The following is a 25,368-nucleotide window of genomic DNA, read 5'->3' on the forward strand; positions in this document are numbered from 1 at the left end:
CCCCGGCTCCCTCCTCCACTGGACCCGCACCATGATCGAAATCCGCCAACGCCACCCCGTCTTCGGCGTCGGCACCTACGTCGAACTCTCCGCCTCCAACCCCTCCGTCCTCGCCTTCACCCGCGAGTTCGAGGAGGGGGAGACCAACCAGTGGGGCGGCATGGACACCATTCTCTGCGTGAACAACCTGTCGCGGTTCCCGCAGCCTGTCGAACTCGACCTGCGGCGTTTCCGCGGTTCCACGCCGATCGAGTGCATGGGCGGCGTCCAGTTCCCCGCCATCGGCGAGTTGCCTTATCTGCTGACCCTGCCCGGCCACGGTTTCTACTGGTTCCTGCTGCCGCCGCCCGCGGAGCACGAATCAGGAGAAGGAGTGAGATAGCAGTGCCGCCGTCCGGCCCTTCCCTCATCCGGCTCCTGTCCGGCTGGCTGCCCGCACAGCGATGGTTCGGCGGCAAAGACGGGCCCATCGACGACCTGACGATCGGCACCGCCACCCAACTGCGCACCGGCGACCCCGGCCTGCACCACCTCGTCCTCGACGTCCACCAGAACGGCGCCACCGACCACTACCAGGTCCTTCTCGGCACCCGCCGCCACCTGCCCGACCGCCTCCGCCACGTCGAGATCGGACGGCTGACCGACGGGCACGCGTTCGACGGGCACGCGATGAACGGGCACGTCTACGACGCCGTCCACGATCCGGAGCTCACCCGTCCGCTGCTCGCCTTCATGGCGGACGAGGCGACGGTCGGGCCGCTGCGGTTCCACCGCGCGCCCGGGACCGAGATCCGCACGGACCTGGACGGCACGCCCACCGCCGCCGAGCAGAGCAACACCTCACTGATCTTCGGTGACGCCTACATCTGCAAGCTGTTCCGCCGCCTGTCCCCCGGCGTCAACCCGGACCTGGAGGTGAACCTGGCGCTCGGCCGCCAGGGCTGCGCGCACGTCCCGGCCGTGCACGGGTGGATCGAGCTGGAACCCGGGCTCGGCGGCGCCGCCGAGCCCGTCACGCTGGCGCTCGTCTCGGAGTTCCTTCGCAGCGCCACCGACGGCTGGCGGTTCGCGCTCACCAGCGTCCGCGACTGGCTCGCCCAGCCGTCGCACCCCGGCCCGCTCCCGGAGGTCACGGCGAGCGACGCGGCCGCAGCCGGCGGCGACTTCGCGGCCGAGGCGGAACGGCTCGGCGCGGCGACCGCCGAGGTGCACCGCGATCTCGCCGCCGCGTTCGGTGTGACGCGACGGACGCCCGAGGACGTCCGCGACGCCGTGTTCGCGATGAACGAGCATCTCGACCGGGTCAGCGCCGCCGTCCCGGAGATACGCCCGTACGCCCACGCGATCCGCGCGGTGTTCGACGAGGTCGCCGCGGACGCGCGGGCGCTGACGGTGCAGCGCGTGCACGGCGACTACCACCTCGGCCAGGTGATGCGGACCGACGCCGGGTGGATGCTTCTGGACTTCGAGGGCGAGCCGGGCCGCACGCCCGCCGAGCGTCGCGCGCCCGCGCATCCGCTGCGGGACGTCGCCGGAATGCTGCGCTCGTTCGAGTACGCGGCCCGCTACCTGATCGCGCGGGACACCGACCTGCCGCCGGACACGGCCGAGTCGCTGGAGCTGCGGGCGCGGGCGTGGGCGGAACGGAACCGGGCCGCGTTCTGCGACGGCTACGCCGCCGCGGGCGGCCCCGACCCCACGGCGCACGCCGCGCTGGTGCGGGCTTTCGAGTTCGACAAGGCGGTCTACGAGATCCATTACGAGGCGCGCAACCGTCCGTCGTGGCTGCCCGTCCCGCTGCGGTCGCTGGCCCACCTCGCGGGCTGACCGGGGCCGGGTTCACAGGTCGATGGAGTAGTCGAGGACGACCCGGTCGGCGGGGAGCACGATGTCGCGGCAGACCTCCATCACGGCGGCGCGCGACAGCAACCGGCGGGTGATCGCGAGGACGGGCACGCCGCCCGACATGCCGAGCGTCTCCGCCTCCTCGGGGGTCGGCATCCGGGAGCGGACGGACTCCTCCACCCGGGTCGGCGGATGGCCGAGATAGGCGAGCTGCGCCAGCGTCCCGCCGGGCCACGGCTCGCGCGCCGGGTCGGCCACGGGCGTGTCCTCGACGAGCGACCACGGCAGGTAGTTGACGGAGATCTGCTGCGGCTCGCCGCGCGAGTAGAACACGAACCGGCGGCGCAGCAGCTCGGTGCCGGTCGGCAGCTCGAACAGGGCGCCGAGGTCGTCGTCGGCCCGGACCCGGGTGAACCGCCGGTCGAGCCGGTACTCCTCCCAGGTGATCTTCTGGTCGCGGGTGAAGGTCGTCTCGGGGACCGCCAGCGGCCTGGTCACCGCCCGGTAGCGGTCCATCGCCACCCGGCGCGCCGGGGGGACGACCTTGACGAGCGTGCCGCCGCCGCGGCGCGTCTCGACGAGACCCTCGCCGCGCAGCAGGGCGACGGCCTGCCGCACGACGATCTCGGAGACGCCGTGGACCTCGCACAACTCCGCGATGGTCGGCAGCCGGGTCCCTGGCGGAAGGCTGCCGTCCCGGATCCCCTCTCGCAGCGTGTCGGCGATGCGCAGGTAGGCGGGACGGTCCGGCACCGGCGTCACCTTCCCTTCGTCGGGGCGCGCCCACCAGCCGTACGACAGGTCGTTCGACGCGGCGTTCGATCCTGGCCCGCCCTCCAGTGATCCATACCTTCCACGCGCTATCCGCGGGGGCACGGTCCGCTTACGGACAGCTTGACACTTCTCGGACCGAGTAAGACTTTTGTATACAGAAGAGCGGCCTCGGGGAAAGGACGACCTTGATGGGCGACTTCGAGGATCTGAAGGCGGCCATCCAGGAGGAGTACCCGGGCTGGCAGGTCTGGCGCAGCGACGCGGGACGCTACTACGCGACCCGCAGCGGTGACCTGAGCGACGCCCAACTCCAGGCGGGACTCGCGATGACGGTGGCCGCGGACGACTCGGTGGGGCTTCGCCGGCTGCTGCTCGACCAGACCCGCCAGGAGCGCGAAGAGAGGTGAAGCGCGGTCATCGGGAACGGTCGTGGAACGGTGCGGCGCCGTCCGCGTACGCGGGCGTGCCGGACGGGACGTTCCGGTACGGCAGGTACTTGTGTCGCTAAGGTGACACAGGAATGGAGCTCACGGTGGTGTGGTCGATGTCACCACTGGGGCCAGGTAGACGTGGCCGCACGGGCGGTGCAATCGGCGCGACCCCCTCGACAAAGAGTCGCGCCGCCCGTGCGGTCGCAACGGCCGTTCTCGCGATGACCGTGACCGGGACCGCGACGCTCTGACCGGCGCGTTTCCCCGAGATCTTCAAGCTCCCGGAAACAGGTGCGATCCGGACGTGAGACAGGCGCATCTCGGGGCATCCCTACTCCGGTAAAAAGTCCGGCGGACGGGAGATGCGAGGTCATGCCACGGGTCACGCGGGCGGAGATCGACCGGCTGGTCGCCGGAGAGCACCACGACCCGCACAGTGTGCTCGGCGCCCATCCCGGCAAGGACGGCGTGACGGTCCGGGCGCTGCGGCCGCTCGCCGAGCGCGTCGAGGTCGTCCTGCCGAACGGGGACCGGCACCCCCTCCGACACTTCCACGAGGGCCTGTTCGTGGGGACGTTGCCCGAAGGCGCGTCCCTGTCCGGAGCCGGCGCGGGCGAGGCGCCCCTCGCCACCCCCGACTACCGGCTCGCCGTCACCTATGGGGACGGCGTCGAGAACGTCCAGGACGACCCGTACCGGCATCTGCCGACGCTCGGCGACCTCGACCTGCACCTGATCGGCGAGGGGCGGCACGAGGAGCTGTGGCGGGCGCTCGGCGCCCGGGTCCACGGGTACGCGTCCGCGTTCGGCACGGTCACGGGAACGACGTTCGCGGTGTGGGCGCCGACGGCGCGCGGCGTCCGCGTCGTCGGCGACTTCAACCACTGGGACGGCCGCGCCCACCCGATGCGGTCGCTCGGCTCCACCGGCGTCTGGGAGTTGTTCGTCCCCGGTGTCGGTGACGGCCAGTGCTACAAGTACGAGGTCCTCGGCGCGGACGGCGTGCGGCGCACCAAGGCCGACCCGATGGCGCAGTACACGGAACAGCCCCCCGCCACGGCCTCCCGTGTCTTCACCTCGTCCTACGAATGGGACGACGGCGATTGGATGGACGCCCGCAAGGATCGCGACTGGTTGCACGAACCGATGAGCGTGTACGAGGTGCACCTCGGTTCATGGCGCCCCGGGCTCGGCTACAGGGAACTCGCGGAGGAACTCACTGAATACGTGCGCGACATGGGTTTCACGCACGTGGAGCTGCTGCCGGTCGCCGAGCACCCGTACGGGCCGTCCTGGGGATACCAGGTCACGTCGTACTACGCGCCGACGTCACGCTTCGGGTCCCCCGACGATTTCCGTCATCTCGTCGACCGGCTCCACCAGGCCGGTATTGGCGTCCTCATGGACTGGGTTCCCGCCCACTTCCCCAAGGACGAATGGGCATTGGCGCGCTTCGACGGCACGGCCCTGTACGAGCACGACGACCCGGCGCGCGGCGAACACCCCGACTGGGGGACGCTCGTGTTCAACTTCGGGCGCGCGGAGGTCCGTAACTTCCTGGTGGCGAACGCGTCGTACTGGCTGGAGGAGTTCCACATCGACGGGCTGCGCGTGGACGCCGTCGCCTCGATGCTCTACCTCGACTACTCGCGCAAAGAAGGCGAGTGGGCGCCCAACATCTACGGTGGCCGCGAGAACCTGGAGGCCATCGCGTTCCTCCAGGAGATGAACGCGACCGTCTACAAGCGGAACCCGGGCGTCATGACGGTCGCGGAGGAGTCCACGGCCTGGCCCGGCGTGTCACGGCCCACCCATCTCGGCGGCCTCGGGTTCGGGTTCAAGTGGAACATGGGCTGGATGCACGACACGCTCGAATACCTCCGCCACGAACCCGTGTTCCGGCACTACCACCACAACGAGATCACGTTCTCGCTGGTGTACGCGTTCTCGGAGAACTACGTCCTGCCGCTGTCACATGACGAGGTCGTCCACGGCAAGGGCTCGCTGTTGAGCAAGATGCCGGGGGACGCGTGGCAGCAGTTCGCGGGGCTGCGCGCGCTTCTCGCCTACATGTGGTCGCATCCCGGCAAGCAGCTGCTGTTCATGGGCCAGGAGTTCGGGCAGGGCGCCGAATGGGCGGAGGAGCGCCCGCTCGACTGGTGGCTGCTGGAGAACGCCGCCGAGGGCGCGCACCACCTCGGGACGCAGAAACTCGTCCGCGACCTGAACCGCGCCTACCGCGACCGGCCCGCGCTGTGGACCCGTGACAGCGACCACGAGGGGTTCCGCTGGATCGACGGCAACGACGCGGGCGGCAACACCCTCTCCTACCTGCGCTACGGGGCGTCCCTGGAACCCGATCCGCCGGTGGTGGCCTGCGTCGTCAACTTCGCGGGGAACCCGCACGAGGAGTACCGGCTCGGGTTGCCCCGCGCGGGCGGCTGGCGCGAGATCGTCAACACCGACGCCTACGAGTACGGCGGCAGCGGCGTCGGCAACCTGGGACGCGTGGAGGCGACCGACGAACCCTGGCACGGGCTGCCCGCGTCGGCTGTCCTGCGGGTCCCGCCTCTGGGGGCGGTGTGGCTCGTCCCTGAATAGGGTGTCGCGATGACCACTGCGCAACGCCTGCACATCGTCCCGTCCCAGTTCGTCGTGGAGCACCTCCCGAACGTCACGTTGCCCGAGGACGACGAGTGGATCGCGCTGGTACGCGCCCCCGAAGGCCTCACCGTGATCCGGGACGCGTCACCGTTCACGGAGGCGGAACGCTGGGTCGGTCTCTACGGCGACACCGCCCACGGCATCGATACGCCGGGGATGCTCGCCGCGATCGTCGGCCCCCTAGCCGACGCCGGGGTCTCGGTTTTCGTCGCGTCGACCTACCACGCCGACCTCGTCCTGGTCCCCGAGCACCGGCTGAAGGACGCGACCACGGCCCTCCGCAACGCCGGCCACCGCGTCGAGGCCTGATCACCCGCCCAGAACCAGAGCCTGTTTCGAGGCGGCCTCAGCCCGCACGCGAACGCGTGACCCGCCCGGCGCAGCGACGCCGAAGGCAAGCGGAGCCGGGCGGATCGCGAAGCGATGCGCGTTCGCCCCAGGAACGGGCACGTAGCGAGCCGCCAGGCGAGCGCAGTGGGCCGTTCCTGCGTTAAATACAGTCGAGGAGCCAGCGCGGGCCGGTGACGGCGGCTCCGGCCGCCTCGCAGCGGGCCCGCAGTTCCCGGTCGGCCGTCACCACGAGCGGGACGGTGTCCGGGCCCGCGTCCCGGACGAGGTCCACGATCTGGTCGTCGCCGCTGCCCGGCGCGGCCACGACCCGGACCCCCTCCACCGGTTCGTCCGCGACACGCCTGGCGGCCCCCTCGACCACAAGGACGACCTCGGGGAAGCAGGAGTCGAACGGGACGAGCCCGCCCGGCAGGCCCCGCACCCCCGTGTCGAGGCCCTTCAGGTCGTCGCGGAGCCGCGCGTTCGCGCCCGCCCGGTCCTTCCACCAGCCGTCGGCTCGAGCGCCGACGACGTTGGCCGCGTCCACGACCAGGACCACGCTCTTCATCGCGTCCCGCAGACCGGGCCAGGACCGCGCGAACGGCGCGAACAGCTTGCGGTCGGTGACCTCCTCGACGCGCACCCACTCCGCGCGGCGCGTCTCCCGCGACGCGGGCTCGACGGGAAGGAGTTCCGGCAGCGATCCCGTCAGGGACGTGTACGACCAGCCGCCGTGGTCGTCGACGGTCGTGCCGTGCACGTTCACGGCCGTGACGTCGAGCGTGCATTCCTCGGACGTCTCCCGCAGCGCCCCCGTCACGGCGTCCTCATGGCTGTGCAGCGCGCCGCCGAACATGCCCCACGTCCCGCCGCCGAGGCCCCACCACGCGCGCTGCTGCAACAGCACCCACACCTGGCCGTCGGCGTCACGGTGGTAGGCCAGCAGGCCCGCGGCGCCGAACCGTCCCCAGTGGGTGTGCCCCAGATCGCAGTCGGCCCACCCGTCCCCGTCGCCCATGAGTTCGACGATAGTCGTGCGACGGCCGTGATGAACGGCACAACGCCTCCGGCCCGGTCACCGCATAGCATCCAAGGGTCGGCATGATCGTCGGCGTGAACAGGGAGGGCGAGTTGGGCGTCGAGGCGGGCCTGGACGTGGACCAGCGGGTGCTCGACCTGTGGAACACGCTGTCGGCGGCGGAACTCATCCAGGCCATGGCGGACGGTCACATCCCGGAGTTCTCCGACGTCGCCGAGCACATCGGGCAGGCCGTCGCGTCCGCCGAGCCGGGCCGTGTCGAGATCACCTGGACGCCGTCCGGGAGGCTGTGCAACCCGGCGGGCTCCGTCCACGGCGGCTACATCGCGATGATCCTCGACAACGCGGCCTGCCTCGCGGCGAGCAGCACCTTCGCTCGCTTCACGCCGATGCTGACGCTGAACCTGAACGTCGACTACCTGCGCGCCGTCCAGGCGGGCGCCACCTACACGGTCACGGGAACGTGCCTGCACCCCGGCGGCACCCGCATGGTCTCCAACGCGCTGATCCACGACGAACGCGGACGCCCGGTGGCGCAGGCGTCCGCGAGCGTGGTCCCGAACAAGGCGTTCTCCGTCTGAGCGACCCCGGACCACCGGAGCGCCCTCGTAGGAGCGCATAGGCTGGGGCGCATGGTGGATCCCGGCACAGTCGTCAACGTCATCAAGCAGGCCCGCGACCGGCGGACGGCCCCGCTGATCCTCGAACTCGACCTCACCGAGGGCATCGTGGAGACCGCGCCGACCGACCCGATCTCGGCGATCATGTCCATGCGTCGGACGAGTCTGCGCGACGTCCTGGACGGCCTGCGCCGCGCCCGCTCCGACGCCCGGGTGCGCGCCCTGGTCATGAAGGTCGGCGGCGGGATCGGGCTGGCGCTCGTCCAGGAGGTGCGCGAGGCCGTCCAGGCCCTGCGCGACGAGGGCAAACTCACCGTCGCGTGGGCGGAGACCTACGGCGAGGGCGGGCGCGGCACCGTCCCCTACTACCTGGCGACCGTCTGCGAGAAGGTCTACCTCCAGCCCACGGGCGACGTCGGCCTGACCGGGCTGGCCCTGGAGGAGCCGTTCCTCGCGGGAGCGCTGGAGAAGGCGGGCGTGGAGCCGAGGTTCGCCAAGCGCCACGAGTACAAGACCATGGCGAACACGTTCATGGAGAAGAGCTACACGCCCGAGCACGAGGAGTCGTCGCAACGGCTCGTCGCCTCGCTCGGGGAGCAGATCGTCGCCGGGATCGCCGCGAGCCGCGGGATCCCGGAGGAGACGGTCCGCGCGTTGACCGACCGCGGCCCGTTCCTCGCCGACGAGGCCCTGGCGGAGAAGCTGGTCGACCGTCTCGCCTACCGCGACGAGGTGTACGCCGACCTGCGCGCGGAGTTCGGCGAGGAGGCGCAACTGCGCTATGTCGCCCGCTACAACCGAGCGCACGGCTTGGCCGGCAGGCTGCCGCAGCCCGGGCGGCAGGACGCCGTCGCGCTGATCAACGGGCACGGCCCGATCCGGCTCGGCCGCAGCGGGCGCGGCGGCCCGCTGCCGAACTCCGGTCCCGCGATGGGCTCGGACACGATCGGCGCCGCGTTCCGCGCCGCCGTGAAGGACGAGCGGGTCAAGGCGATCGTGTTCCGGGTGAACAGCCCCGGCGGCTCGGCCGTCGCGTCCGACGCGATCTGGCGGGAGGTCGTGCTGGCCGGCCGCGCGGGCAAGCCGGTGATCGTGTCGATGGGCAACGTCGCCGCGTCCGGCGGCTACTACGTGGCGATGGCGGCGGACACGATCGTCGCGCAGCCCGGCACCCTCACCGGCTCGATCGGCGTCGTGACCGGCAAGGCCGTGGTGAACGGCCTGCTGGACCGGCTGGGCGTCACGCTCGGCAGCGTCGCGGTCGGCGACCACGCCCGCATGTCCAGCGCCACCAAGGACTTCAGCGACTCCGAGTGGGAGCGCGTCAACGCGGCCCTCGACCGGATCTACGACGACTTCACCGCGAAGGTCGCGGAGGGACGCGGCCTGACCCGCGAACGCGTCCACGAGCTGGCCCGGGGCCGGGTGTGGACGGGCGCCGACGCCAAGGACGGCGGACTGGTCGACGTGCTCGGCGGCATCGACACGGCCCTCGACCTGGCCCGGAAGAAGGCGGGCCTCGCCGTCGACGCCCCCGTCCGGGTCTACCCGCACGTGTCGCCGCTGGAGCGGCTCCGCCCGCCGGAGTCCAGCGAGGACCGCACCGCCGCGTCCGCGCGTTTCGACGGCTGGGGCTCCCTCGGCGGGTTCGCCGCCCGGCTCGGCCTGCCCGCCGCCGGTCCGCTGACGCTGACCGGCCCGTGGGAGGTCCGCTGACCGCCGCGACCGGCTTCGTCGAGGCGGTCGCCGGGTTCGCCACGGGCGTCGTCGTGCTGACCGTCCGCGACGGCCGCGACGACCTCGGCACGACGGTCACGTCGTTCATGTCGGTGTCCCTGGACCCGCCGCTGGTGGTGGCGGGCGTGACGACGTCGTCGTACCTGACGGAGGTGCTGCTACGGCAGAGCCGTTGGGCGGCGACCGTCCTGTCGTCGGGGCAGCGGGCCCTGGCCGGGCGGTTCGCCGCCGAGGGCCGTCCGAGCGCCCGCATCCTCCTCGCGAGCGCGCCCCATCACCGCGGCGCGCACACGGACGCCCTCATCCCGGACGGCGGCGTGTCCGCCCTCGAATGTGAGACCCGCCAGACGGTGGAGGCGGGCGACCACACCCTGTTCGTCGCGGAGGTCCTCGCCGCCGACTACGTCACCGGCGACGCGAAACCCCTGGTCAGGGCCAACCGCCGTTACTTGACCTGAGTCCCGGCCTTCCACACGGCGGCGGTCTGGGGAACGCCGGGACGGTAGGCGAGGTGGATGTGGGACGCGGCGTCCAGGACGTGGACGTCCGCACGCGCGCCGACTCCGAGGTGTCCGACGTCGGTGCGCCGCAGGGCGCGGGCACCGCCCGCCGTCGCGGCCCACACGGCCTCGGCGGGCGTCATGCGCATGTCGCGGACGGCGACCGCGACGCAGAACGCCATGCTGGAGCTGTAGCAGGAGCCCGGGTTGCAGTCGCTGGCGAGCGCGACGGTGGCGCCCGCGTCGAGGAGGCGGCGGGCGTCCGGGTACGGCTGGCGGGTGGAGAACTCGACGCCCGGCAGGAGCGTCGCCACGGTTCGGGACGAGGCGAGCGCGTCGACATCGGCGTCGCTGAGGAACGTGCAGTGGTCGGCGGACGCCGCGTCCACCTCCACGGCGACCTGCACGCCGGGCCCCTGACCGAGCTGGTTCGCGTGCACGCGCGGGCTCAGCCCCGCCGCGATCCCGGCGCGCAGGATCTCGCGGGCCTGGTCGGCGTCGAAGGCGCCCTTCTCGCAGAACACGTCGACCCAGCGGGCGTGCGGGGCGCAGGCGGCGAGCATCTCCGTCGCGACCAGGCGCGTGTACCCGGCGGTGTCGTCCTTGTACTCGACGGGAACGACGTGGGCCCCGAGGTAGGTGACCTCGTCGGCGAGTTCCGCGGCGATGCGGACGGCGCGTTCCTCCTGCTCGACCGTGAGCCCGTAACCGGACTTGCACTCGACGGTCGTCGTGCCCTGGTGGGCCATCTCGTCGATGAGGCGGCGGAGGGTGGCGCGGAGGTCGTCGTCGGACGCGGCCCGGGATCGTTCCACTGTCGTCCGGATGCCGCCGCCGTCGTACTTCTGGCCGCTCATCCGCGCGGCGAACTCCTCGGCGCGCTCCCCCGCGAACACGAGGTGGGCGTGCGAGTCGACGAAGCCGGGCAGGACGGCCCGTCCGGTCGCGTCGAACCACGTGTCGGCGGCGGGCGCGTCCGCGGACGGGCCCGTCCACGCGACCTTGCCGTCGTCGATCACCAGCGCGGCATCATGGATGATCCCGAGGCCGTCGCCGACGGCCGGGTCGTTGGTGACCAGTTCCCCGATGTTCGCGATGACTGTGCTCACCACGGCAGCCTCTCACGCGTCCTTCGTCACGGCGGCGACGGCCTCGGCGAGCGCCGCCGGTACGTCGTCGACCAGCAGATGCCGCCCGTCCCGGACGATCTCCCGCCCGGACACGACGACCTGCCGGACGTCGGCGGCGGTCGCGGCGAACACGGCGGCCTCGGCGGCGTATTCGGGTACGGAACCGGCCGTCCGCACCGAGTCGAGCGCCACGGTCACGAGGTCGGCGTACGCGCCGGGTTCCAGCCGTCCCGCCTCCGGCCAGCCGAGCCCGTAGTGGCCGTTGGACGTGGCGGCGGCGAGCAGTTCCGGGGCCGTCCAGTGGCCCCGGGCCTGGGTGCGCAGCCGCTCGTCCAGTTCCACCGCGCGGGCCTCCTCGAACAGGTCGATGACGGCGTGCTGGTCGGAGCCGAGGCAGATCGGCGAACCGGCGCCCGCGAGGTCACGGGTCGGGCCGATGCCGTCGCCGAGGTCCCGTTCGGTGGTCGGGCACATGCACACGCCGGTCGTCGTCGTCCCGAGAAGGCCGATGTCGTCGTCGGTGAGATGCGTCGCGTGAACGGCCGTGGTCAGCGCCCCGAGGGCCCCCGACTCGGCGAGCAGCCGCGTCGGGGTCATGCCGTAGGCGTCCAGGCACGCGTCGTTCTCGGCGGGCTGCTCGGACAGGTGGACGTGCAGCGGCGCGCGGTGCTCCTGCGCCCACGAAGCGACCGCCCGGAGCTGCTCGCGCGGCACGGCCCGGACGGAGTGGATCGCGGCTCCCACCCGAGCGTGGGAGAGCCCCGCCTTCTGGGTCTTTTCACGCAGGCTCTCGACACGGCGCGCCCAGTTGCCGGCGGTGCCGTCGCCGAAGCGGAGCTGCGACCCCTGTAGCGGACGGTCGATGCCGCCGGTGAGGTAGCAGGCGTCCAGGAGCGTGATCCGGATGCCCGCGTCGGCCGCGGCGGCGATCAACGCCTCGCCCATCGCGTTCGGCTCGGCGTAGGGGGCGCCGCCGGGCCGGTGGTGCAGGTAGTGGAACTCGCCGACGCAGCTGATCCCGGCGAGGGCCATCTCGGCGAACACGGCGGTGGCGAGCGTCCGGTAGGTGTCGGGGTCGAGCCGGTCGGCGACCTTGTACATCTGGTCGCGCCACGTCCAGAACGTCCCGGAGTGGGCCTGGACGCGGGAGCGGAGCGCGCGGTGGAAGGCGTGCGAGTGCGCGTTGGCGAGACCGGGCAGCGTCAGGCCGGTCAGCCGACGCGCGTCCGGCGGGGCGGGGACGCCGGACTCGACCCGGACGATCCGCTCGCCGTCCGTCTCGATGAGCACGTCGGTGGCGACCCGGTCGCCGAGCCAGGCCAACTGGGCATACCACTGCATATTCGGTTACCTACCCTTGTGCCAGGTCGTTGAGCACCGCGGCGAGCGCGTCCACCCCGGCCAGGCAGTCCGCGGGTTCGGCGGACTCGGCGGGCGCGTGCGACACCCCGGTCGGGTTGCGGACGAACAGCATCGCCGAGGGCACCCGCGCCGACAGGATCCCCGCGTCGTGCCCCGCGCCGGTCGGCAGGACGGGCGCGCCGCCGAGCGTCTCGACCATCCGGTCCCGCAGGCCGTGATCGAAGTCGACGACCTCGGAGTAGGACTCCTCCGCCAGCTCGACGCTGACCCGGTGCGGGCGCGCCGCGACCCTGGCGGCCTCGTCGACCTCCGCGACGGTCCGCCGGACGGCGTCGTCCGCCGGTCCCCGCGCGTCCAGCCAGCCGGTGACCGACGACGCGATCGCGTTCACCCCGCCCGGGACGACCCGGACCTTCCCGACGGTCGCGACGGTGCCGTTGCGCTCCGCCGCCTCCCGCGCCGCGATGACCATGGCCGCGAACGGCAGCATGGGGTCGCGCCGGTCCGGCAGGCCCGTCGTCCCGGCGTGGTTGCCCTCCCCCGCGAACGCGAACCGCCACCGGCCGTGCGGCACGATCGCGCTCGCGACCCCGACCGGTTCCGTGAGCGCCCTGCCCTGTTCGACGTGCAGCTCGACGTAGCAGCCGACGCGGCGGAGCAGGTCGGCGTCGGGGCCGATCCCGTCGGGATCGATTCCGGCGTTGTGCAGCACCTCCGCGAACGTGTGGCCGTCGGCGTCGGTGAGGCCGCGGGCGCGCGCCGGGTCGATCGCCCCGGCCAGCAGCCGCGACCCGAGACACGCCACGCCGAACCGCGCGCCCTCCTCCTCCGCGAACGCGCCGATCCCGATCGGCCGCCGCGGCGTGACGCCGCGTTCCCGCATCAGGTCGACGGCCGCGAACGCGGACACGATGCCGAGCGGCCCGTCGAACGCGCCGCCGCCCGGAACCGAGTCCAGATGGCTTCCGGTCAGGACGGCGCCCTCGCGCGGTACCCCGTCCGGATACCACCAGGCGAACATGTTCCCGTTCGCGTCGTGCTCGACTTCCAGGTCGCGGCGCCGCGCCTCGTCCAGGAACCAGGCGCGGCACTCCAACTCGGGCGGCGTCCACGCGAACCGGTCGTAGCCGCCGGTCGCGTCGTCCCGCCCGATGGGCAGCAACGCCGCCCACATTTCCTCAAAACTCATGAGCGCATGGGGATGCGCACACCCCGCTCATCGGCGACTTCCACCGCGCGGTCGTACCCGGCGTCGACGTGCCGCATGACGCCCGTTCCCGGGTCGTTGGTCAGGACGCGGCGGAGCTTCTCGCCGGCGAGGGGCGTCCCGTCCGCGACGCACACCTGGCCCGCGTGCAGGGACCGGCCGATCCCGACGCCGCCGCCGTGGTGGATCGACACCCAGGTCGCGCCGGACGAGGTGTTCAGCATCGCGTTCAGCAGCGGCCAGTCGGCGATGGCGTCGGAACCGTCCGCCATGCCCTCGGTCTCCCGGTACGGGCTGGCGACCGACCCGCAGTCGAGGTGGTCGCGGCCGAGCACGAGCGGCGCGCTGATCTCACCGCGCGCCACCAGGTCGTTGAACACCTCTCCGGCCTTGTCGCGCTCGCCGTAGCCGAGCCAGCAGATCCGGGACGGCAGGCCCTGGAAGTGGACCCGCTCCCCCGCCATCTTGATCCAGCGGGTCAGCGGCTCGTTGTCGGGGAACAGGTCGAGGATCGCCTGGTCGGTCCGCGCGATGTCCGCCGGGTCACCCGACAGCGCCGCCCACCGGAAGGGCCCCTTCCCCTCGCAGAACAGCGGCCTGATGTACGCGGGCACGAACCCGGGGAAGTCGAACGCCCGCTCGTACCCGGCGAGCTGCGCCTCCCCGCGGATCGAGTTGCCGTAGTCGAAGACCTCGGCGCCCGCGTCCTGGAAGCCGACCATCGCCTCGACGTGCGCGGCCATCGACGTCCGGGCCCGCTCGATGAACGCGGCCGGGTCCTTGTCGCGCTCGGCGGCCATGTCCTCGAACGCGACGCCGACCGGCAGGTACGCCAGCGGGTCGTGGGCGCTGGTCTGGTCGGTGACGATGTCGATCGGCGCGCCCCGCCGCAGCAGCTCCGGGACGATCTCGGCGGCGTTGCCGAGCACCGCGATCGACAGCGCCTGCCGCGTCGCCTTCGCCTCCTCCGCGAGCCGCAGCGCCTCGTCCAGGCTCTCCGCCCGGACGTCGCAGTACCGATGCTCGACGCGCCGGTCGATGCGGGACGGGTCGCACTCGATACAGATCGCGACACCGCCGTTCATCGTCACGGCGAGCGGCTGCGCGCCGCCCATCCCGCCGAGCCCGGCGGTCAGCGTGATCGTCCCGGCGAGGGAGCCGCCGAACCGCTTCTCCGCGACGGCGGCGAACGTCTCGTAGGTGCCCTGGAGGATGCCCTGCGTGCCGATGTAGATCCACGACCCGGCGGTCATCTGCCCGTACATCGTCAGCCCGAGCGACTCCAGCCGCCGGAACTCCTCCCACGTCCCCCACTGCGGGACGAGGTTGGAGTTCGCGATCAGCACCCGGGGCGCCCACTCGTGCGTCTGGAAGATCCCGACCGGCTTTCCGGACTGGACGAGGAGCGTCTCGTCGCCCTCCAGGTCCGCCAGCGACGCGATGATGCCGTCGAAGGCGTCCCAGTTCCGGGCGGCCTTCCCCGTCCCGCCGTAGACGACCAGCTCGTCGGGATGCTCGGCCACCTCCGGGTCGAGATTGTTCTGGATCATGCGCAGGGCGGCCTCCTGCGGCCAGCCCTTGGCGGCGGTCAGCGAGGTGCCGCGCGGCGCGCGGACGGGACGTGGACCTGACATCTGGTGCTCCTTCGGGAGAGCGGGCTTCAGGCGGGCGGCTTCAGGCGAGCGGGCCGGTGACGGCCTCGGCGGACGCGACCAGGGAGCCGTCCCGGACCATCGCGGTCGCGGCGGCGATCTCCGGGGCGAGGTAGCGGTCCGGGCCGGGCGGCGGAACGGCCTCCCGGAGCTTGGCGACGACCGCGGCGGTCGCCGGTCCCGGCCGCAGCGGGGTGCGCAGGTCGAGGGCCCGCGCGGCGGTGAGGATCTCGATGGCGATGACCTGGGCGAGCCCGTCCACGGACCGGCGCAGCTTGCGGGCCGCGTTCCAGCCCATCGACACGTGGTCCTCCTGCATGGCCGAACTCGGGATCGAGTCGGCGCTGGCGGGGGCGGCGCGCCGCTTCAGGTCGGACACGATCGCGGCCTGCGTGTACTGCGCGATCATGTGGCCGGAGTCGACGCCCGGGTCGTCGGCGAGGAACGCGGGCAGCCCGGCGGACCTGGCCTTGTCGAGCATCCGGTCGGTGCGCCGCTCCGACATCGACGCGACGTCGGCGGCGGGCACCGCGAGGAAGTCCAGCACGTACGCGACGGGCGCGCCGTGGAAGTTGCCGTTCGACTCGACCCGTCCGTCCGGCAGGACGACCGGGTTGTCGACGGCGGACGCGAGTTCCCTGCTCGCGACGAGTTCGGCGTGCGCCAGCGTGTCGCGGGCCGCGCCGTTCACCTGGGGGGCGCAGCGCAGCGAGTAGGCGTCCTGCACGCGGGTGCAGTCGGGCCCGCGATGCGACTCCATGATCTCCGAGTCGCCGAGCAGCGCCCGCAGGTTCGCCGCGGACGCCGCCTGCCCCGGATGCGGCCGCAGCTCCTGGAGGTCGGCGGCGAACACGCGGTCGGTGCCGAGCAGCGCCTCGACGCTCATCGCCGCGGCCACGTCCGCGGCCGTGAGCAGCCGCCGCAGATCCTCGATCGCGAGGACGAGCATGCCGAGCATCCCGTCCGTGCCGTTGAGCAGCGCGAGCCCTTCCTTGGCGCCCAGGGTGACCGGTGCGATCCCGGCCTCGTCCAGCGCCTGCGCCGCGGGCTTCAGCTCCCCGGCGGCGTCCCGCACCGACCCCTCGCCGATCAACGCGAGCGCCACATGGGCGAGCGGCGCGAGATCGCCGGAACAGCCGAGGCTGCCGTGCTCGAAGACCTGCGGCGTGATCCCGGCGTTGAGCAGCGCGGCGAACGTCCGGGCCGTCACGGGCTGGACGCCGGTCCGGCCGGTGGCGAGCGTCCGCAGCCTGAGCAGCATCAGCGCCCGGACGACCTCCCGCTCGACCTCCGGACCCGACCCCGCCGCGTGGGACCGGACGATGTTCAGCTGCAACTGCGCCCGCTGCTCCGGGGCGATGTGCCGGGTGGCGAGCGCCCCGAACCCGGTGGAGACTCCGTAGACGGGCGTGGAACGCTCCGCCAGTTCCTCCACATGCGCCCGGGACTCCGCGACGAGCTTCAGCGCCTCGTCCGTCAAGGTGACCTTCGCACCGTCCCGCGCCACGGCCACGACCTGCGCGAAGCCCAACGCCTCGGGTCCGACCCGGACGCCACCCTCGTCCCCCATGTTCACGCTCATGCCCACCATTCCAGCCCCCCAACGCGGCTCTTACGAGACCCCGGACGCTCAACCTGTCTCAGATTCGAGACAATACGACCATGTCCCAGGTACCGGCCGCCCGCCGGGCCCTGGCGGTGCTGCGTCTGCTGGCCGCCGCCCCGGGCCCGCTTCCCGCGTCCACGATCGCCCGCGCCCTCGACCTTCCGCGGTCGAGCACGTACCACCTCCTCACGGCCATGTCGGACGACGGTTTCGTCACCTACATCCCCGAGGAACGCCGGTGGGGCCTTGGCGTCGCGGCCTTCGAGATCGGCTCCGCCTATCTGCGTCACGAGCCGCTGGAACGCCTGGCCCGCCCGCTGCTCCGCCGCCTGGTCGACGGCGTCGGCGAGATCGCCCAGCTGGGCATCCTGCACGGCCCGGAGACGCTCTACCTGCTCAAGGAGCAGCCGCCGCGGCACGCCACCCTGATCACCGACGTGGGCGTCCGGATGCCCGCCCACCTGACCGCCAGCGGCCGTTCCATGCTCGCCCACCTGTCCGCCGCGCAGGTCAGGGCCCTGTTGCCGGGTCGCTTCGTCAACCGCACGGGCCGGGGCCCGCAGTCGTTGCGGGAGCTGCGCCGCGTCCTGGCCGAGGACGCTCACCGGGGCTGGTCGGTCGAGGACGGCCACATCACCGAGGGGTTCGCCAGCATCGCGGCCTGCGTGTTCGACCACACCGGCCATCCCACCGCCGCGATCACCGTCACCTTCCGCCGCGACGACCACCCGGAGGAGGCCTGGCCCGCGCTGGCCGCCCGCGTCCGCACCACGGCCGCCGCCCTCACGACCCGCCTGACCGGACGTCCCCCGGAGCCAGCGCCCCGACCGTCCAGGGCTTGACGGCGGGAGTCGGCGATCTCCGGTCGGGCCGAGGAAGAGACCGCCGTTGACCTCGATGGCCCGCGGACTCCCTCGCCGCCAAGTAGCCCCGGTACCGACTCGACCGGTCGTATGTGGTCGAGCGCGGTCGCCGCGCCGGGCGTCGCGGCCGTCCCGGTGCGGGGGTCGCGACGCCCGGCGCGGCGGTCGACGGTGGTGGTCAGCGCTTCACGGTGACGACCGAGACCGAGTGGGAGCCGGTGTTGGTGACGTAGATGTAGTCACCGTTCGGGCCCGCGTCGGTCCAGCGGGGGTCGTCGCCCACGGCGACGTCGCCGAGGACGCAGTTGGTGCGGGTGTCGAAGATGCTGACGGTGTCGGACCCCGAGTTGGCGACGTAGGCGATGGGGCCGCGGCGGTGGAGGTTGATGCCGCGGGGGTTGGTGCCGACGGTGATGGTGTCGGTGACGGTGCGCGTGCGGGTGTCGATGACCGAGATCGTCCCACCGATGGTGTTGGAGACGTAGAGGGTCCGGCCGTTCGGCGTGACGAAGGCGCCGCGGGGTTCGTCGCCGACCGTGATGGTCGCGGCGACCTTCTGGCTTCGGGTGTCGATGACCGACACATCGTCGGAGTCGGAGTTGGCCGAGTAGGCGAAGCGGCCGTCCGGGGTGAAGGCGACGCCGCGGGGCGACTTGCCGACGGGGATGGAGGCGGTCACGGTGTGGGTCTTGGTCTCGATGACGGTGATCTCACCGGATCCGGTGCTGGCGACGTAGGCGTGCCGGCCGCCGGGGGCGAGGGCGACCCAGCGGGGGGCGTCGCCGACTTTGACGGTCTTCACCACCTTCCGGGTGCCGGTGTCGATGACCGACAGGTCGTCGGAGTCGCGGTTGGGGATGTAGGCGTACGCGCCGTCGCGCACGAACGCGACGCCGTAGGGGAACGTCCCGACGTCGATGGTGGCGATCGCCTTCCGTTCCTCCACGTCGACGACCGAGACGGTGTTGGAGCCGGCGTTGGCGACGTAGGCGGTCTCGTAGTCGGGGTCGAACGCCACCGCGCGGGGGTTGAGGCCGACGGCGATGGTGGCCAGCACGACCGGCTTGTAGGACGGACGGGTCACCGTGGTGCCGTGACCGTCGAGGTGGTCCGCGTGGGCGGCGGGGACGGCCAGGGGGCTCGCCGTGCAGAGGCCGGCGCCGGCCAGGATCGCGAGCGAGGCGAGACGCGTTTTCAGGGCACGGTTGCGGGGGGACATTGCGGGTTCCTTTCGGAGTGGCCGGGCGGACGCCTGAAGGCCGAGTTCACCGTGTGGAGGCACTTCTCGGTTCAGGGTCCGGCGGGGCGGCGGGTGCGCGTCGGCGAAGGGAATCGGCGTAGAGGACGGACATGAGGATCAGGGCGACCGGCAGCACGTAGTCGCCGTCGCGTTCCACGAACTGGAACCATTCCTGCCCGACGAGCGGCCGCAGCAGTTCGGTGAAGAGTTTCCAACCGAGGATGAAGAGCAGCAGGGCCCGTCCGGGCGCGATGAGAACGGCCAGTCCGAGAATGATCTCGAAAGTGCCGAACACCACCATGAGATTCGCGGAATCAACCGTGGAACGGGTGATGCCGAAGAAGTCGAAGAAGTCGTACCAGTAGGGCTTGTTCTCGAACGCCCCGAATCCACCGTGGCCGATGAGGAGGAGGGCCAGGCCGCCGCGGGCGGCCCAGTGCGCCGCGTCGAGGGTGCGGTCGGTCACGGCGGTGGGCGCGTCGGCGCGCTGGAGCCAGCCGCGGACGGACCAGCCTCCCAGCCCGACGAGGATCAGCATGGCCGCGGGCATCCCGTAGTTGCCGCCGCGCTCCAGGAACTCCCACCAGCCTTCGCCGACGGTGGGACGCAGCAGCGCGGTGAACACTCCCCACACGGTGGCGTGCAGGAGCAGGATCCGGGCCGGCCAGAACAAGACGAGCAGTCCCACGGTGATGTCGATGGTGCCGGTGATGTAGAACATGTAGTCGAGCGCGAAGTCGGCGGGGATGCCGAACAGGTCGTAGTAGGGCAGCCAGGCCCGCGAGCGGCTCAGGCCCGCCCATCCGTGTCCGATGTATTCCACGGCCACTCCGACCCGCAGCAGCCAGTACAGCTTGGTCAGGGTCGGTGCCTGGACCATGGCGTCCCATCGGCCCGCCCATTCCGTCCGAGAGATCTGACTCATCGCGAAACCGCCAATCACGGTCGATGTGTTCGGACACCGTGAAGGTAGACCCGGGCGACCCCGAAAGAAAGGGCAATGCCTGCCAATTCCAAAAGTCGAGGAATTCCGTGAAATCGGGCAGGCGAAATGCACGTCTCGATAACGGCGACCGACGGGAACGACCATTTCCACATTCCTCGGGGCAACGAGGAATGGCGCATTGGCGCGACGGCCGGGCTCGAAGCCGGGCCGCGGAGGTCACGCCGATCGCGTGGGACGCCCCGCGTCAGGGTCGCGGCGGGGCGTGAAGGTCATGAGAACGGCGAAGGAGTGTTCGTCTCGCCGAACGGTGTGGGCCGAAGTGACCGCTACGACCGCGCTAGCGCGGCGGGGTCACCCTGAGCCGGACACGACGATGGCGGGGCGGATCGTCAGGCATGGGAGCCTCCGGGGCGGGAGCTGGCCGTCGGACGGCGGCCTTGACGCATGAAAACACATCAACGACGATTGACTCAATGGCGATTGACCCATCATCGCTTCGGGGGCGGGCGGCCGCGCATCACGCGCTGGGCGACCCGGCACGGCTGGCGATAGTCGAGGCACTGATGATCGGCGACGTGGCTCCGGGGGAGCTCGGCCGCGCCCTCGGCATGCCGTCCAACCTGCTGGCCCACCATCTGGGCGTGCTCCAGCAGGCGGGCCTCGTCGGGCGGACGCGCTCGGACGCCGACCGGCGCCGCACCTATGTGCGGCTGATCCCCGCCGCGCTGCGGGCCCTGAATCCCATCGCGCCGCTGACGGTGTCGCGGGTGGTGTTCGTCTGCACCCGCAACGGGGCACGGTCGCCGCTCGCCGCCGCCATCTGGGCGGACCGTTCCACGATCCCGGTCGCGTCCGCGGGCATCGACCCCGCGCCGCGCGTCCACCCCCGCGCGGTCAGCACCGCCCACCGGCACGGGCTGCGGCTGCGGACCCACGACACCGCGCACGTCGACGACGTGGTGACCTCCACGGACCTGCTGGTCGCCGTGTGCGACAACGCCTACCGGGAGCTGGGCCCCGCGCCCCGGCGCGCCCACTGGTCCGTCCCGGATCCGGGCCCGATCGACACCGAGGAGATCTTCGAGGAGGTCTTCGGGCGGCTCGCCGAGCGCATCGACTGGCTCGCCTCCATCACCACCCCGCCGGAACCCGCCCCCGCGAACTGATCGGACCGTTCCGCGGGCCGCCGCGCACCTGCCGGGAGCCGGGGCCCACGCCGGTGAACTCCTGACGAAAGGCAGGGGTGACGGCTGGCGTTCGGGCGGTGTGACGGCCGGTTCCGGGCTCCTAGGTTCGTTCTCGCCAAGCCGGACGATCGGGCAGGAGACCCCGAGTGATCACTTTGCGAGGACTGACGAAACGGTTCGGGGACAAGACCGCGGTGGACGGTCTGACGTTGGAGGTGGCGGCGGGAAAGGTCACCGGGTTCCTCGGTCCCAACGGGGCCGGGAAGTCCACGACCATGCGCATGATCGTCGGGTTGGACCGTCCCACGGCGGGCGAGGCGCTCGTCGGCGGACGCCGGTACCTGGGGCTGCCGCGTCCGCTGCGCGAGGTCGGGGCGCTCCTCGACGCGGGTTTCGTGCATCCCGGCCGCCCGGCGCGGGCGCACCTGCTGGCGATGGCGCGCAGCAACGGGATTCCCCGGACGCGGGTGGACGAGGTGCTGGGGATCGTCGGCCTCGAATCGGTCGCGGGCAAGCGCGTCGGCTCGTTCTCCCTGGGCATGCGGCAACGGCTGGGCATCGCCGGGGCTCTCGTCGGCGACCCGGAGGTGCTGATGTTCGACGAGCCGGTGAACGGGCTCGACCCGGACGGCGTGCTGTGGGTCCGGCGGCTGATGCGGGGCCTCGCCGCCGAGGGCCGCACGGTGTTCGTGTCGTCGCATCTCATGAGCGAGATGCAGCTGACGGCGGACCGGCTCGTCGTCCTCGGGCGCGGGCGCGTGCTCGCGGACGCCCCGATCGCGGACGTGATCGCCCGCGGCTCCGGCGACAGCGTCCGCGTGCGCAGCCCCCGCGCGGCGGAACTGGCGGCTCGGCTCGCCGCCGTCGGCGCCACGGTGCGACGCACGACCGATGAGGAATTGCAGGTCACGGGACTGTCCGTGGACCGGATCGGCCTGATGGCCCATGAGATCTCCGTTCCGGTGCTCGAACTGAGCGCCGTGACGGCGTCCCTGGAGGAGGCGTACATGAACCTGACGGGAGCAAGCGTGGAGTACGGCACCGGAACGGCGGAGGCACGACGATGACCACGAGTGTCGAACCGCCGGGCGTCAGGATCGGCCACCTGCCGGGCACCCCGTCCGGCGGTGGCCTTCCCGGCGCGCTGGCCGCGGAGTGGACGAAGCTGTGGTCGCTGCGGTCCACCTGGTGGGGCCTGTTCGGCGCGGGCCTGCTGATGGGGCTGGTCTCCATGATCATGGCCGAGGCGACGGTGGCGAACAACAAGGACCCGGGCCCGGAGGGACCGCCCGGGGTGGTCTCGGTCGGCGACATCGCCACCGGTGCGGTGGAGACGGTCCAGTTCGTGGTGCTCGCCATCGCCCTCCTCATGGTCACCGGCGAGTACGCGACGGGAAGCATCCGGGCCACGCTCCAGTGGGTGCCGCCCCGGGGCCGGATGCTGTGGTCGAAGGCGGCCGTCGCGGTGGCGGTCGTCTTCCCGACCGCGGTGCTCCTCACGCTGATCGGCTCGGTGGTCGCGTGGTTCTGGCTCGACGAGTGGGGCCGCGTGGACGCCGGTGACCTCGTGCACGACGCGTTGACGATCGGCCTGTACCTGTCGCTGATGAGCGTGCTCGTCATGGGCGTCGGCGCCATGCTCCGCAGCACGGCGGCGACGCTGACGACCGCGTTCATCTTCGTCCTGGTGCTTCCGATCACGCTCGTGAACACCGGCTCGGAACTGCTCAAGGACGTCGCGGACGGCCTTCCGAGCAGCGCGGGCCGCCACATGATGAACGGCGACGGCCCCTATCCGACGGTCGTCGCACTGGCGATCCTCGCGGCCTGGACGGCGGCGGCGGCGTGGGGCGGAATCACCGTGCTCCGCCGCCGCGACGCCTGACCGCCCGCATCCGCCTCCAGATGGCGTGCCGGAAAACCGAGTGCGCGACCCGTCGCCCGCGAGATACAACGCCAGGGTGGACGAGGAACTCCTACCCGGCGGCAGGCACGTGGGCGGGGTCCGCGTCGGCGACACGGTTCACCGACCGGCGAACCCGTGGACGCGCACCGTGCACGCGGTTCTACGTCATCTGGAGGCGGCCGGGTTCGACGGCGCGCCCCGGGTCCTGGGCTTCGACGATCAGGGCCGGGAGGTCCTGACGTTCCTGCGCGGCGACACCATCGGCGAACGCCATCCCTGGCCGCCGTGGCCGCATTCGGACACGGCGCTGCGCCAGGTCGCCGCGTGGATGCGACGGTTGCACGACATCACGGCGGCCTTCGTCCCACCCGGCGACGCGACCTGGTTCGCCGGGACCTGGCGGCCCGGCCTGGTCATCGGCCATCACGACGCCTCGCCGTACAACGCGGTCTGGCGAGACGACGATCTCGTCGGATTCGTCGACTGGGACACCGCCGCGCCCTCGACGCGCGAGTTCGACCTGGCCCATCTGGCGCTGACCTGGGTGCCGCTGCACGCCCGGCACGTCGCCGAGTTCCAGGGGTTCACCGCGTTCGAGGACCGGTCGCGGCGGCTGCACCTCCTGCTGGACGCCTACGGTCACGACGGCGACCGCGGCGCGTTCGCGGACGTCATCGTCGACCGGGCCCTCCGGCAGGCGGCCATCATCCGCAGAATGGTGGCCGACGGCCGGACGTCTCTCCAGCCCTTCGCCGAACAACTGGAACAGGCTGCGGACGAAATCCGGGCCCTTCCCACGTCGTTCTGGCGCGCCTGAATCAGCAGGCCTGCGCTCTGGGTTCGAGCCGCTGGGCGAGGATGGCCCCCTCCCAGTCTTCATTGCCAATGGCCGACTTGATGCGTCCGGTCTGGACGAAACCCGCCCGCTCGTAGTAACGGACGAGGCCCTGGTCGCCGCCCGCCCAGCATTCGAGCCTGAGCAGGCCGATTCCCTGCTGGACGGCCTCGGCACGGGCATGGTCCAACAACGCCGCGCCGATTCCCGACCCCGCGCACCGCCGGTCGATGACGAGGGCTTCCAGGAAAAGCTCCGGCTCATCCACGGGAGGGATGAACCGCGGAGCGGGCCCCAGCCGCATGGCGCCGACGAGAGCGTCCCCGCGCTCGGCGACGCGCATCTCCCCGGAATCGGCGAACCGCTGAACCCGCGCGACGTGCCTCGGGTTCGCCGACCACGGCTCCGTCCCCCACTGCCCCGAGCGACCGGTGGCGGCGAGCCATTCGACCGCCCCGTCGTAGAGCGCCACGACCGCCGGAACGTCCGCCGGCTTCCCTATCCGGATGCGCACCTCTACCTCCGTCATCCGCACCGCCATTCCCGCATTCGAAACCTCCGCCCGACCTTAGCGGGGCGCCGGGAGCCGCCCATGGGCGCCCCCTCAATTCTCCGCCGCCCCGGCACGCGCCACCAGATCACCCACCCGCACACGGCTGTCAACGAGGTCGACGACATTGTCCCTTCCGCGAACTCCCCAGTCCCACGGCACCAGCACACGCCTCCACGCCCGCCGCACCGAGCACGGCTCCTCGATCCCGCCGCCCTCTTAACGAAGAGGGTATCCCAATTCATACGAACAAGCAGGCCGAATGCGATATGCGGAACGCGTTTCCCATCTCACGGGACGACCGATGCGACAGGCAATGTACGAGGTGTCCGCCAACAGAGATGACGTCCCGAAAGCGAGCCGATGAGAAGCCAGTTATCCAGGATTTGCGCCATATCGTGTCGCCGTGGCTTGCCTGTGGGCTGATCATTCCCTTTGTGATGTTCACACTTCTGCTTTTTACGCCAGCATGAACGGACATCAGCCGGAACACGCCCCATAAGGCAGGCGGAAGCACCATTTCCTGTCCGGGCGACACCCTGTACGCGCTGCTGCCCAATTGCGCGACAGGTCGCCGACACCTGGGCCTGCCCGCATCGCGAAGCGCTCCCCCACCGCGCGGAGCGGACTCCCCGGACCGCGCCACACTTCGACTACGGACCGGCCGTGGGGCCTCCAGGACCGCACCCGGTAACCGAAGCCCGACCCGCCCGGCGAGCGCCTTCCCGGTTACGTTGACGAGCCGAACGCGTCGGAATCTCATACTTTCTTGGTCGAAATCGCCTGCGAGGCGCGTCCGACGCCTGTCGGACTCCTACGGAGACGCCGTGAGAGGCAGCACATCAACGCCGACCTGGAGTCCGGCGCCCGCCGCGACCGCCAGGTAGCGACCCGGCCCGGGGCGACTACGCGTGTTCATCGACGCTCCGCGTCACAGCGACAAA

The 25,368-nt window shown here is 71.8% G+C and carries 23 protein-coding genes; 13 read left to right on the forward strand and 10 right to left on the reverse strand.

Translation table 11 applies throughout. The annotated features are described in order from the left end of the window. On the forward strand, positions 1–382 hold a 382-nt coding region (locus D0T12_RS34005), incomplete at its 5' end, for an alpha-glucosidase C-terminal domain-containing protein (RefSeq protein ID WP_199487866.1). Between the two features lie 2 nt (positions 383–384). Then, complete coding sequence (locus D0T12_RS34010) at positions 385–1,827, forward strand: maltokinase N-terminal cap-like domain-containing protein (protein WP_117405129.1); 1,443 nt, start codon at positions 385–387, stop codon at positions 1,825–1,827. Positions 1,828–1,839: 12 nt separating this feature from the next. Here D0T12_RS34010 and D0T12_RS34015 read toward each other — a convergent pair whose 3' ends face one another. Continuing rightward, positions 1,840–2,598 (reverse strand): GntR family transcriptional regulator, encoded by a 759-nt coding sequence (locus D0T12_RS34015; RefSeq protein ID WP_117405180.1) that lies wholly within the window; start codon positions 2,596–2,598, stop codon positions 1,840–1,842. Between the two features lie 209 nt (positions 2,599–2,807). Between D0T12_RS34015 and D0T12_RS34020 the strand changes: the two genes are divergently transcribed. From D0T12_RS34020 to D0T12_RS34030, 3 genes are all read left to right on the forward strand, one after another. Continuing rightward, positions 2,808–3,026 carry a hypothetical protein gene (locus D0T12_RS34020; protein WP_117405131.1) on the forward strand — a complete coding sequence of 73 codons (219 nt, stop codon included), beginning with the start codon at positions 2,808–2,810 and terminating at the stop codon, positions 3,024–3,026. Between the two features lie 396 nt (positions 3,027–3,422). Beyond that, on the forward strand, positions 3,423–5,651 hold the full coding sequence (glgB, locus tag D0T12_RS34025; RefSeq protein WP_117405133.1) for a 1,4-alpha-glucan branching protein GlgB: 2,229 nt from the start codon (positions 3,423–3,425) through the stop codon (positions 5,649–5,651). A 9-nt stretch (positions 5,652–5,660) separates the two neighbouring features. Beyond that, complete coding sequence (locus D0T12_RS34030; RefSeq protein ID WP_117405135.1) at positions 5,661–6,023, forward strand: ACT domain-containing protein; 363 nt, start codon at positions 5,661–5,663, stop codon at positions 6,021–6,023. A 181-nt stretch (positions 6,024–6,204) separates the two neighbouring features. On the opposite strand, the gene D0T12_RS34035 is transcribed toward D0T12_RS34030, so the two are convergent. Continuing rightward, a complete protein-coding gene (locus tag D0T12_RS34035) occupies positions 6,205–7,062 on the reverse strand; it encodes an NUDIX domain-containing protein (protein ID WP_117405137.1) in 858 nt (285 codons plus the stop codon). A 95-nt stretch (positions 7,063–7,157) separates the two neighbouring features. Between D0T12_RS34035 and D0T12_RS34040 the strand changes: the two genes are divergently transcribed. From D0T12_RS34040 to D0T12_RS34050, 3 genes are read left to right on the forward strand one after another with little or no spacing between them, the layout of a single operon-like run. Next, the gene (locus tag D0T12_RS34040) at positions 7,158–7,664 is read left to right on the forward strand and encodes a PaaI family thioesterase (RefSeq protein WP_233526468.1); all 507 of its coding nucleotides are present in this window, start codon (positions 7,158–7,160) and stop codon (positions 7,662–7,664) included. A gap of 51 nt (positions 7,665–7,715) precedes the next feature. Further along, on the forward strand, positions 7,716–9,419 hold the full coding sequence (gene sppA, locus D0T12_RS34045; RefSeq protein WP_117405141.1) for a signal peptide peptidase SppA: 1,704 nt from the start codon (positions 7,716–7,718) through the stop codon (positions 9,417–9,419). Next, the gene (locus D0T12_RS34050; protein WP_199487867.1) at positions 9,404–9,898 is read left to right on the forward strand and encodes a flavin reductase family protein; all 495 of its coding nucleotides are present in this window, start codon (positions 9,404–9,406) and stop codon (positions 9,896–9,898) included. The genes sppA and D0T12_RS34050 overlap by 16 nt, the downstream gene beginning before the upstream one ends. Here the strand turns inward: D0T12_RS34050 and hutI are convergent. Genes hutI through hutH form a run of 5 tightly spaced genes read right to left on the reverse strand, consistent with a single transcriptional unit; the run spans position 9,886 to position 16,861 of the window. Continuing rightward, on the reverse strand, positions 9,886–11,049 hold the full coding sequence (gene hutI, locus D0T12_RS34055; protein ID WP_199487868.1) for an imidazolonepropionase: 1,164 nt from the start codon (positions 11,047–11,049) through the stop codon (positions 9,886–9,888). The two genes, D0T12_RS34050 and hutI, sit on opposite strands and share 13 nt — an antisense overlap. A gap of 12 nt (positions 11,050–11,061) precedes the next feature. After that, positions 11,062–12,411 carry a formimidoylglutamate deiminase gene (locus tag D0T12_RS34060; protein WP_117405145.1) on the reverse strand — a complete coding sequence of 450 codons (1,350 nt, stop codon included), beginning with the start codon at positions 12,409–12,411 and terminating at the stop codon, positions 11,062–11,064. A 10-nt stretch (positions 12,412–12,421) separates the two neighbouring features. Continuing rightward, positions 12,422–13,621 (reverse strand): allantoate amidohydrolase, encoded by a 1,200-nt coding sequence (locus tag D0T12_RS34065; protein WP_117405148.1) that lies wholly within the window; start codon positions 13,619–13,621, stop codon positions 12,422–12,424. After that, positions 13,618–15,273, reverse strand: a complete 1,656-nt coding sequence (gene hutU / locus D0T12_RS34070) for a urocanate hydratase (protein ID WP_117405150.1) — start codon at positions 15,271–15,273, stop codon at positions 13,618–13,620. Before hutU ends, D0T12_RS34065 begins: the two co-directional genes overlap by 4 nt. Positions 15,274–15,313: 40 nt before the next feature. Next, positions 15,314–16,861, reverse strand: coding sequence for a histidine ammonia-lyase (gene hutH, locus D0T12_RS34075; protein WP_117405185.1), 1,548 nt, complete (start codon positions 16,859–16,861; stop codon positions 15,314–15,316). A 92-nt stretch (positions 16,862–16,953) separates the two neighbouring features. Here hutH and D0T12_RS34080 point away from each other — a divergent pair, with 92 nt between their 5' ends. Further along, positions 16,954–17,739: an IclR family transcriptional regulator gene (locus D0T12_RS34080; protein WP_117405152.1), complete on the forward strand. Its 786-nt coding sequence runs from the start codon at positions 16,954–16,956 to the stop codon at positions 17,737–17,739. A 199-nt stretch (positions 17,740–17,938) separates the two neighbouring features. Here D0T12_RS34080 and D0T12_RS34085 read toward each other — a convergent pair whose 3' ends face one another. Both D0T12_RS34085 and D0T12_RS34090 read right to left on the reverse strand, forming a co-directional pair. Beyond that, a complete protein-coding gene (locus D0T12_RS34085; RefSeq protein ID WP_117405154.1) occupies positions 17,939–18,979 on the reverse strand; it encodes a beta-propeller fold lactonase family protein in 1,041 nt (346 codons plus the stop codon). Positions 18,980–19,025: 46 nt separating this feature from the next. Continuing rightward, positions 19,026–19,925, reverse strand: coding sequence for a hypothetical protein (locus D0T12_RS34090; RefSeq protein WP_147339742.1), 900 nt, complete (start codon positions 19,923–19,925; stop codon positions 19,026–19,028). Between the two features lie 494 nt (positions 19,926–20,419). Between D0T12_RS34090 and D0T12_RS34095 the strand changes: the two genes are divergently transcribed. The 4 genes from D0T12_RS34095 (at position 20,420) to D0T12_RS34110 (ending at position 23,856) form a co-directional block, all read left to right on the forward strand. Further along, the gene (locus tag D0T12_RS34095; protein ID WP_117405158.1) at positions 20,420–21,112 is read left to right on the forward strand and encodes an arsenate reductase/protein-tyrosine-phosphatase family protein; all 693 of its coding nucleotides are present in this window, start codon (positions 20,420–20,422) and stop codon (positions 21,110–21,112) included. A gap of 167 nt (positions 21,113–21,279) precedes the next feature. Next, positions 21,280–22,200, forward strand: coding sequence for an ABC transporter ATP-binding protein (locus tag D0T12_RS34100; RefSeq protein WP_117405160.1), 921 nt, complete (start codon positions 21,280–21,282; stop codon positions 22,198–22,200). Further along, positions 22,197–23,018, forward strand: a complete 822-nt coding sequence (locus D0T12_RS34105) for an ABC transporter permease (protein ID WP_117405162.1) — start codon at positions 22,197–22,199, stop codon at positions 23,016–23,018. The genes D0T12_RS34100 and D0T12_RS34105 overlap by 4 nt, the downstream gene beginning before the upstream one ends. A 76-nt stretch (positions 23,019–23,094) precedes the next feature. Further along, positions 23,095–23,856 (forward strand): phosphotransferase, encoded by a 762-nt coding sequence (locus D0T12_RS34110; protein ID WP_117405187.1) that lies wholly within the window; start codon positions 23,095–23,097, stop codon positions 23,854–23,856. 1 nt (position 23,857) lies between these two features. Here D0T12_RS34110 and D0T12_RS34115 read toward each other — a convergent pair whose 3' ends face one another. Further along, entirely contained in the window at positions 23,858–24,403 is a 546-nt protein-coding gene (locus D0T12_RS34115) for a GNAT family N-acetyltransferase (RefSeq protein WP_233526469.1), read from the reverse strand. Positions 24,404–25,368: the final 965 nt, after the last annotated feature.

Origin of the sequence: Actinomadura spongiicola, from assembly GCF_003432485.1 — a bacterium.
In the GTDB taxonomy this organism is placed as follows: Bacteria; Actinomycetota; Actinomycetes; order Streptosporangiales; family Streptosporangiaceae; genus Spirillospora; species Spirillospora spongiicola.

What these genes read in the sequence shown, in the direction of transcription:
- D0T12_RS34065 (WP_117405148.1), bottom strand. Translation starts at nt 13,621, where the DNA reads ATGAGTTTTGAGGAAATGTGGGCGGCGTTGCTGCCCATCGGGCGGGAC.
- hutH (WP_117405185.1), bottom strand. Translation starts at nt 16,861, where the DNA reads ATGGGGGACGAGGGTGGCGTCCGGGTCGGACCCGAGGCGTTGGGCTTC.
- D0T12_RS34060 (WP_117405145.1), bottom strand. Translation starts at nt 12,411, where the DNA reads ATGCAGTGGTATGCCCAGTTGGCCTGGCTCGGCGACCGGGTCGCCACC.
- glgB (WP_117405133.1), top strand. Translation starts at nt 3,423, where the DNA reads ATGCCACGGGTCACGCGGGCGGAGATCGACCGGCTGGTCGCCGGAGAG.
- D0T12_RS34105 (WP_117405162.1), top strand. Translation starts at nt 22,197, where the DNA reads ATGACCACGAGTGTCGAACCGCCGGGCGTCAGGATCGGCCACCTGCCG.
- D0T12_RS34030 (WP_117405135.1), top strand. Translation starts at nt 5,661, where the DNA reads ATGACCACTGCGCAACGCCTGCACATCGTCCCGTCCCAGTTCGTCGTG.
- D0T12_RS34035 (WP_117405137.1), bottom strand. Translation starts at nt 7,062, where the DNA reads ATGGGCGACGGGGACGGGTGGGCCGACTGCGATCTGGGGCACACCCAC.
- D0T12_RS34090 (WP_147339742.1), bottom strand. Translation starts at nt 19,925, where the DNA reads ATGAGTCAGATCTCTCGGACGGAATGGGCGGGCCGATGGGACGCCATG.
- D0T12_RS34115 (WP_233526469.1), bottom strand. Translation starts at nt 24,403, where the DNA reads ATGACGGAGGTAGAGGTGCGCATCCGGATAGGGAAGCCGGCGGACGTT.
- D0T12_RS34085 (WP_117405154.1), bottom strand. Translation starts at nt 18,979, where the DNA reads ATGTCCCCCCGCAACCGTGCCCTGAAAACGCGTCTCGCCTCGCTCGCG.
- D0T12_RS34095 (WP_117405158.1), top strand. Translation starts at nt 20,420, where the DNA reads ATGGCGATTGACCCATCATCGCTTCGGGGGCGGGCGGCCGCGCATCAC.
- D0T12_RS34020 (WP_117405131.1), top strand. Translation starts at nt 2,808, where the DNA reads ATGGGCGACTTCGAGGATCTGAAGGCGGCCATCCAGGAGGAGTACCCG.
- sppA (WP_117405141.1), top strand. Translation starts at nt 7,716, where the DNA reads ATGGTGGATCCCGGCACAGTCGTCAACGTCATCAAGCAGGCCCGCGAC.
- D0T12_RS34080 (WP_117405152.1), top strand. Translation starts at nt 16,954, where the DNA reads ATGTCCCAGGTACCGGCCGCCCGCCGGGCCCTGGCGGTGCTGCGTCTG.
- hutU (WP_117405150.1), bottom strand. Translation starts at nt 15,273, where the DNA reads ATGTCAGGTCCACGTCCCGTCCGCGCGCCGCGCGGCACCTCGCTGACC.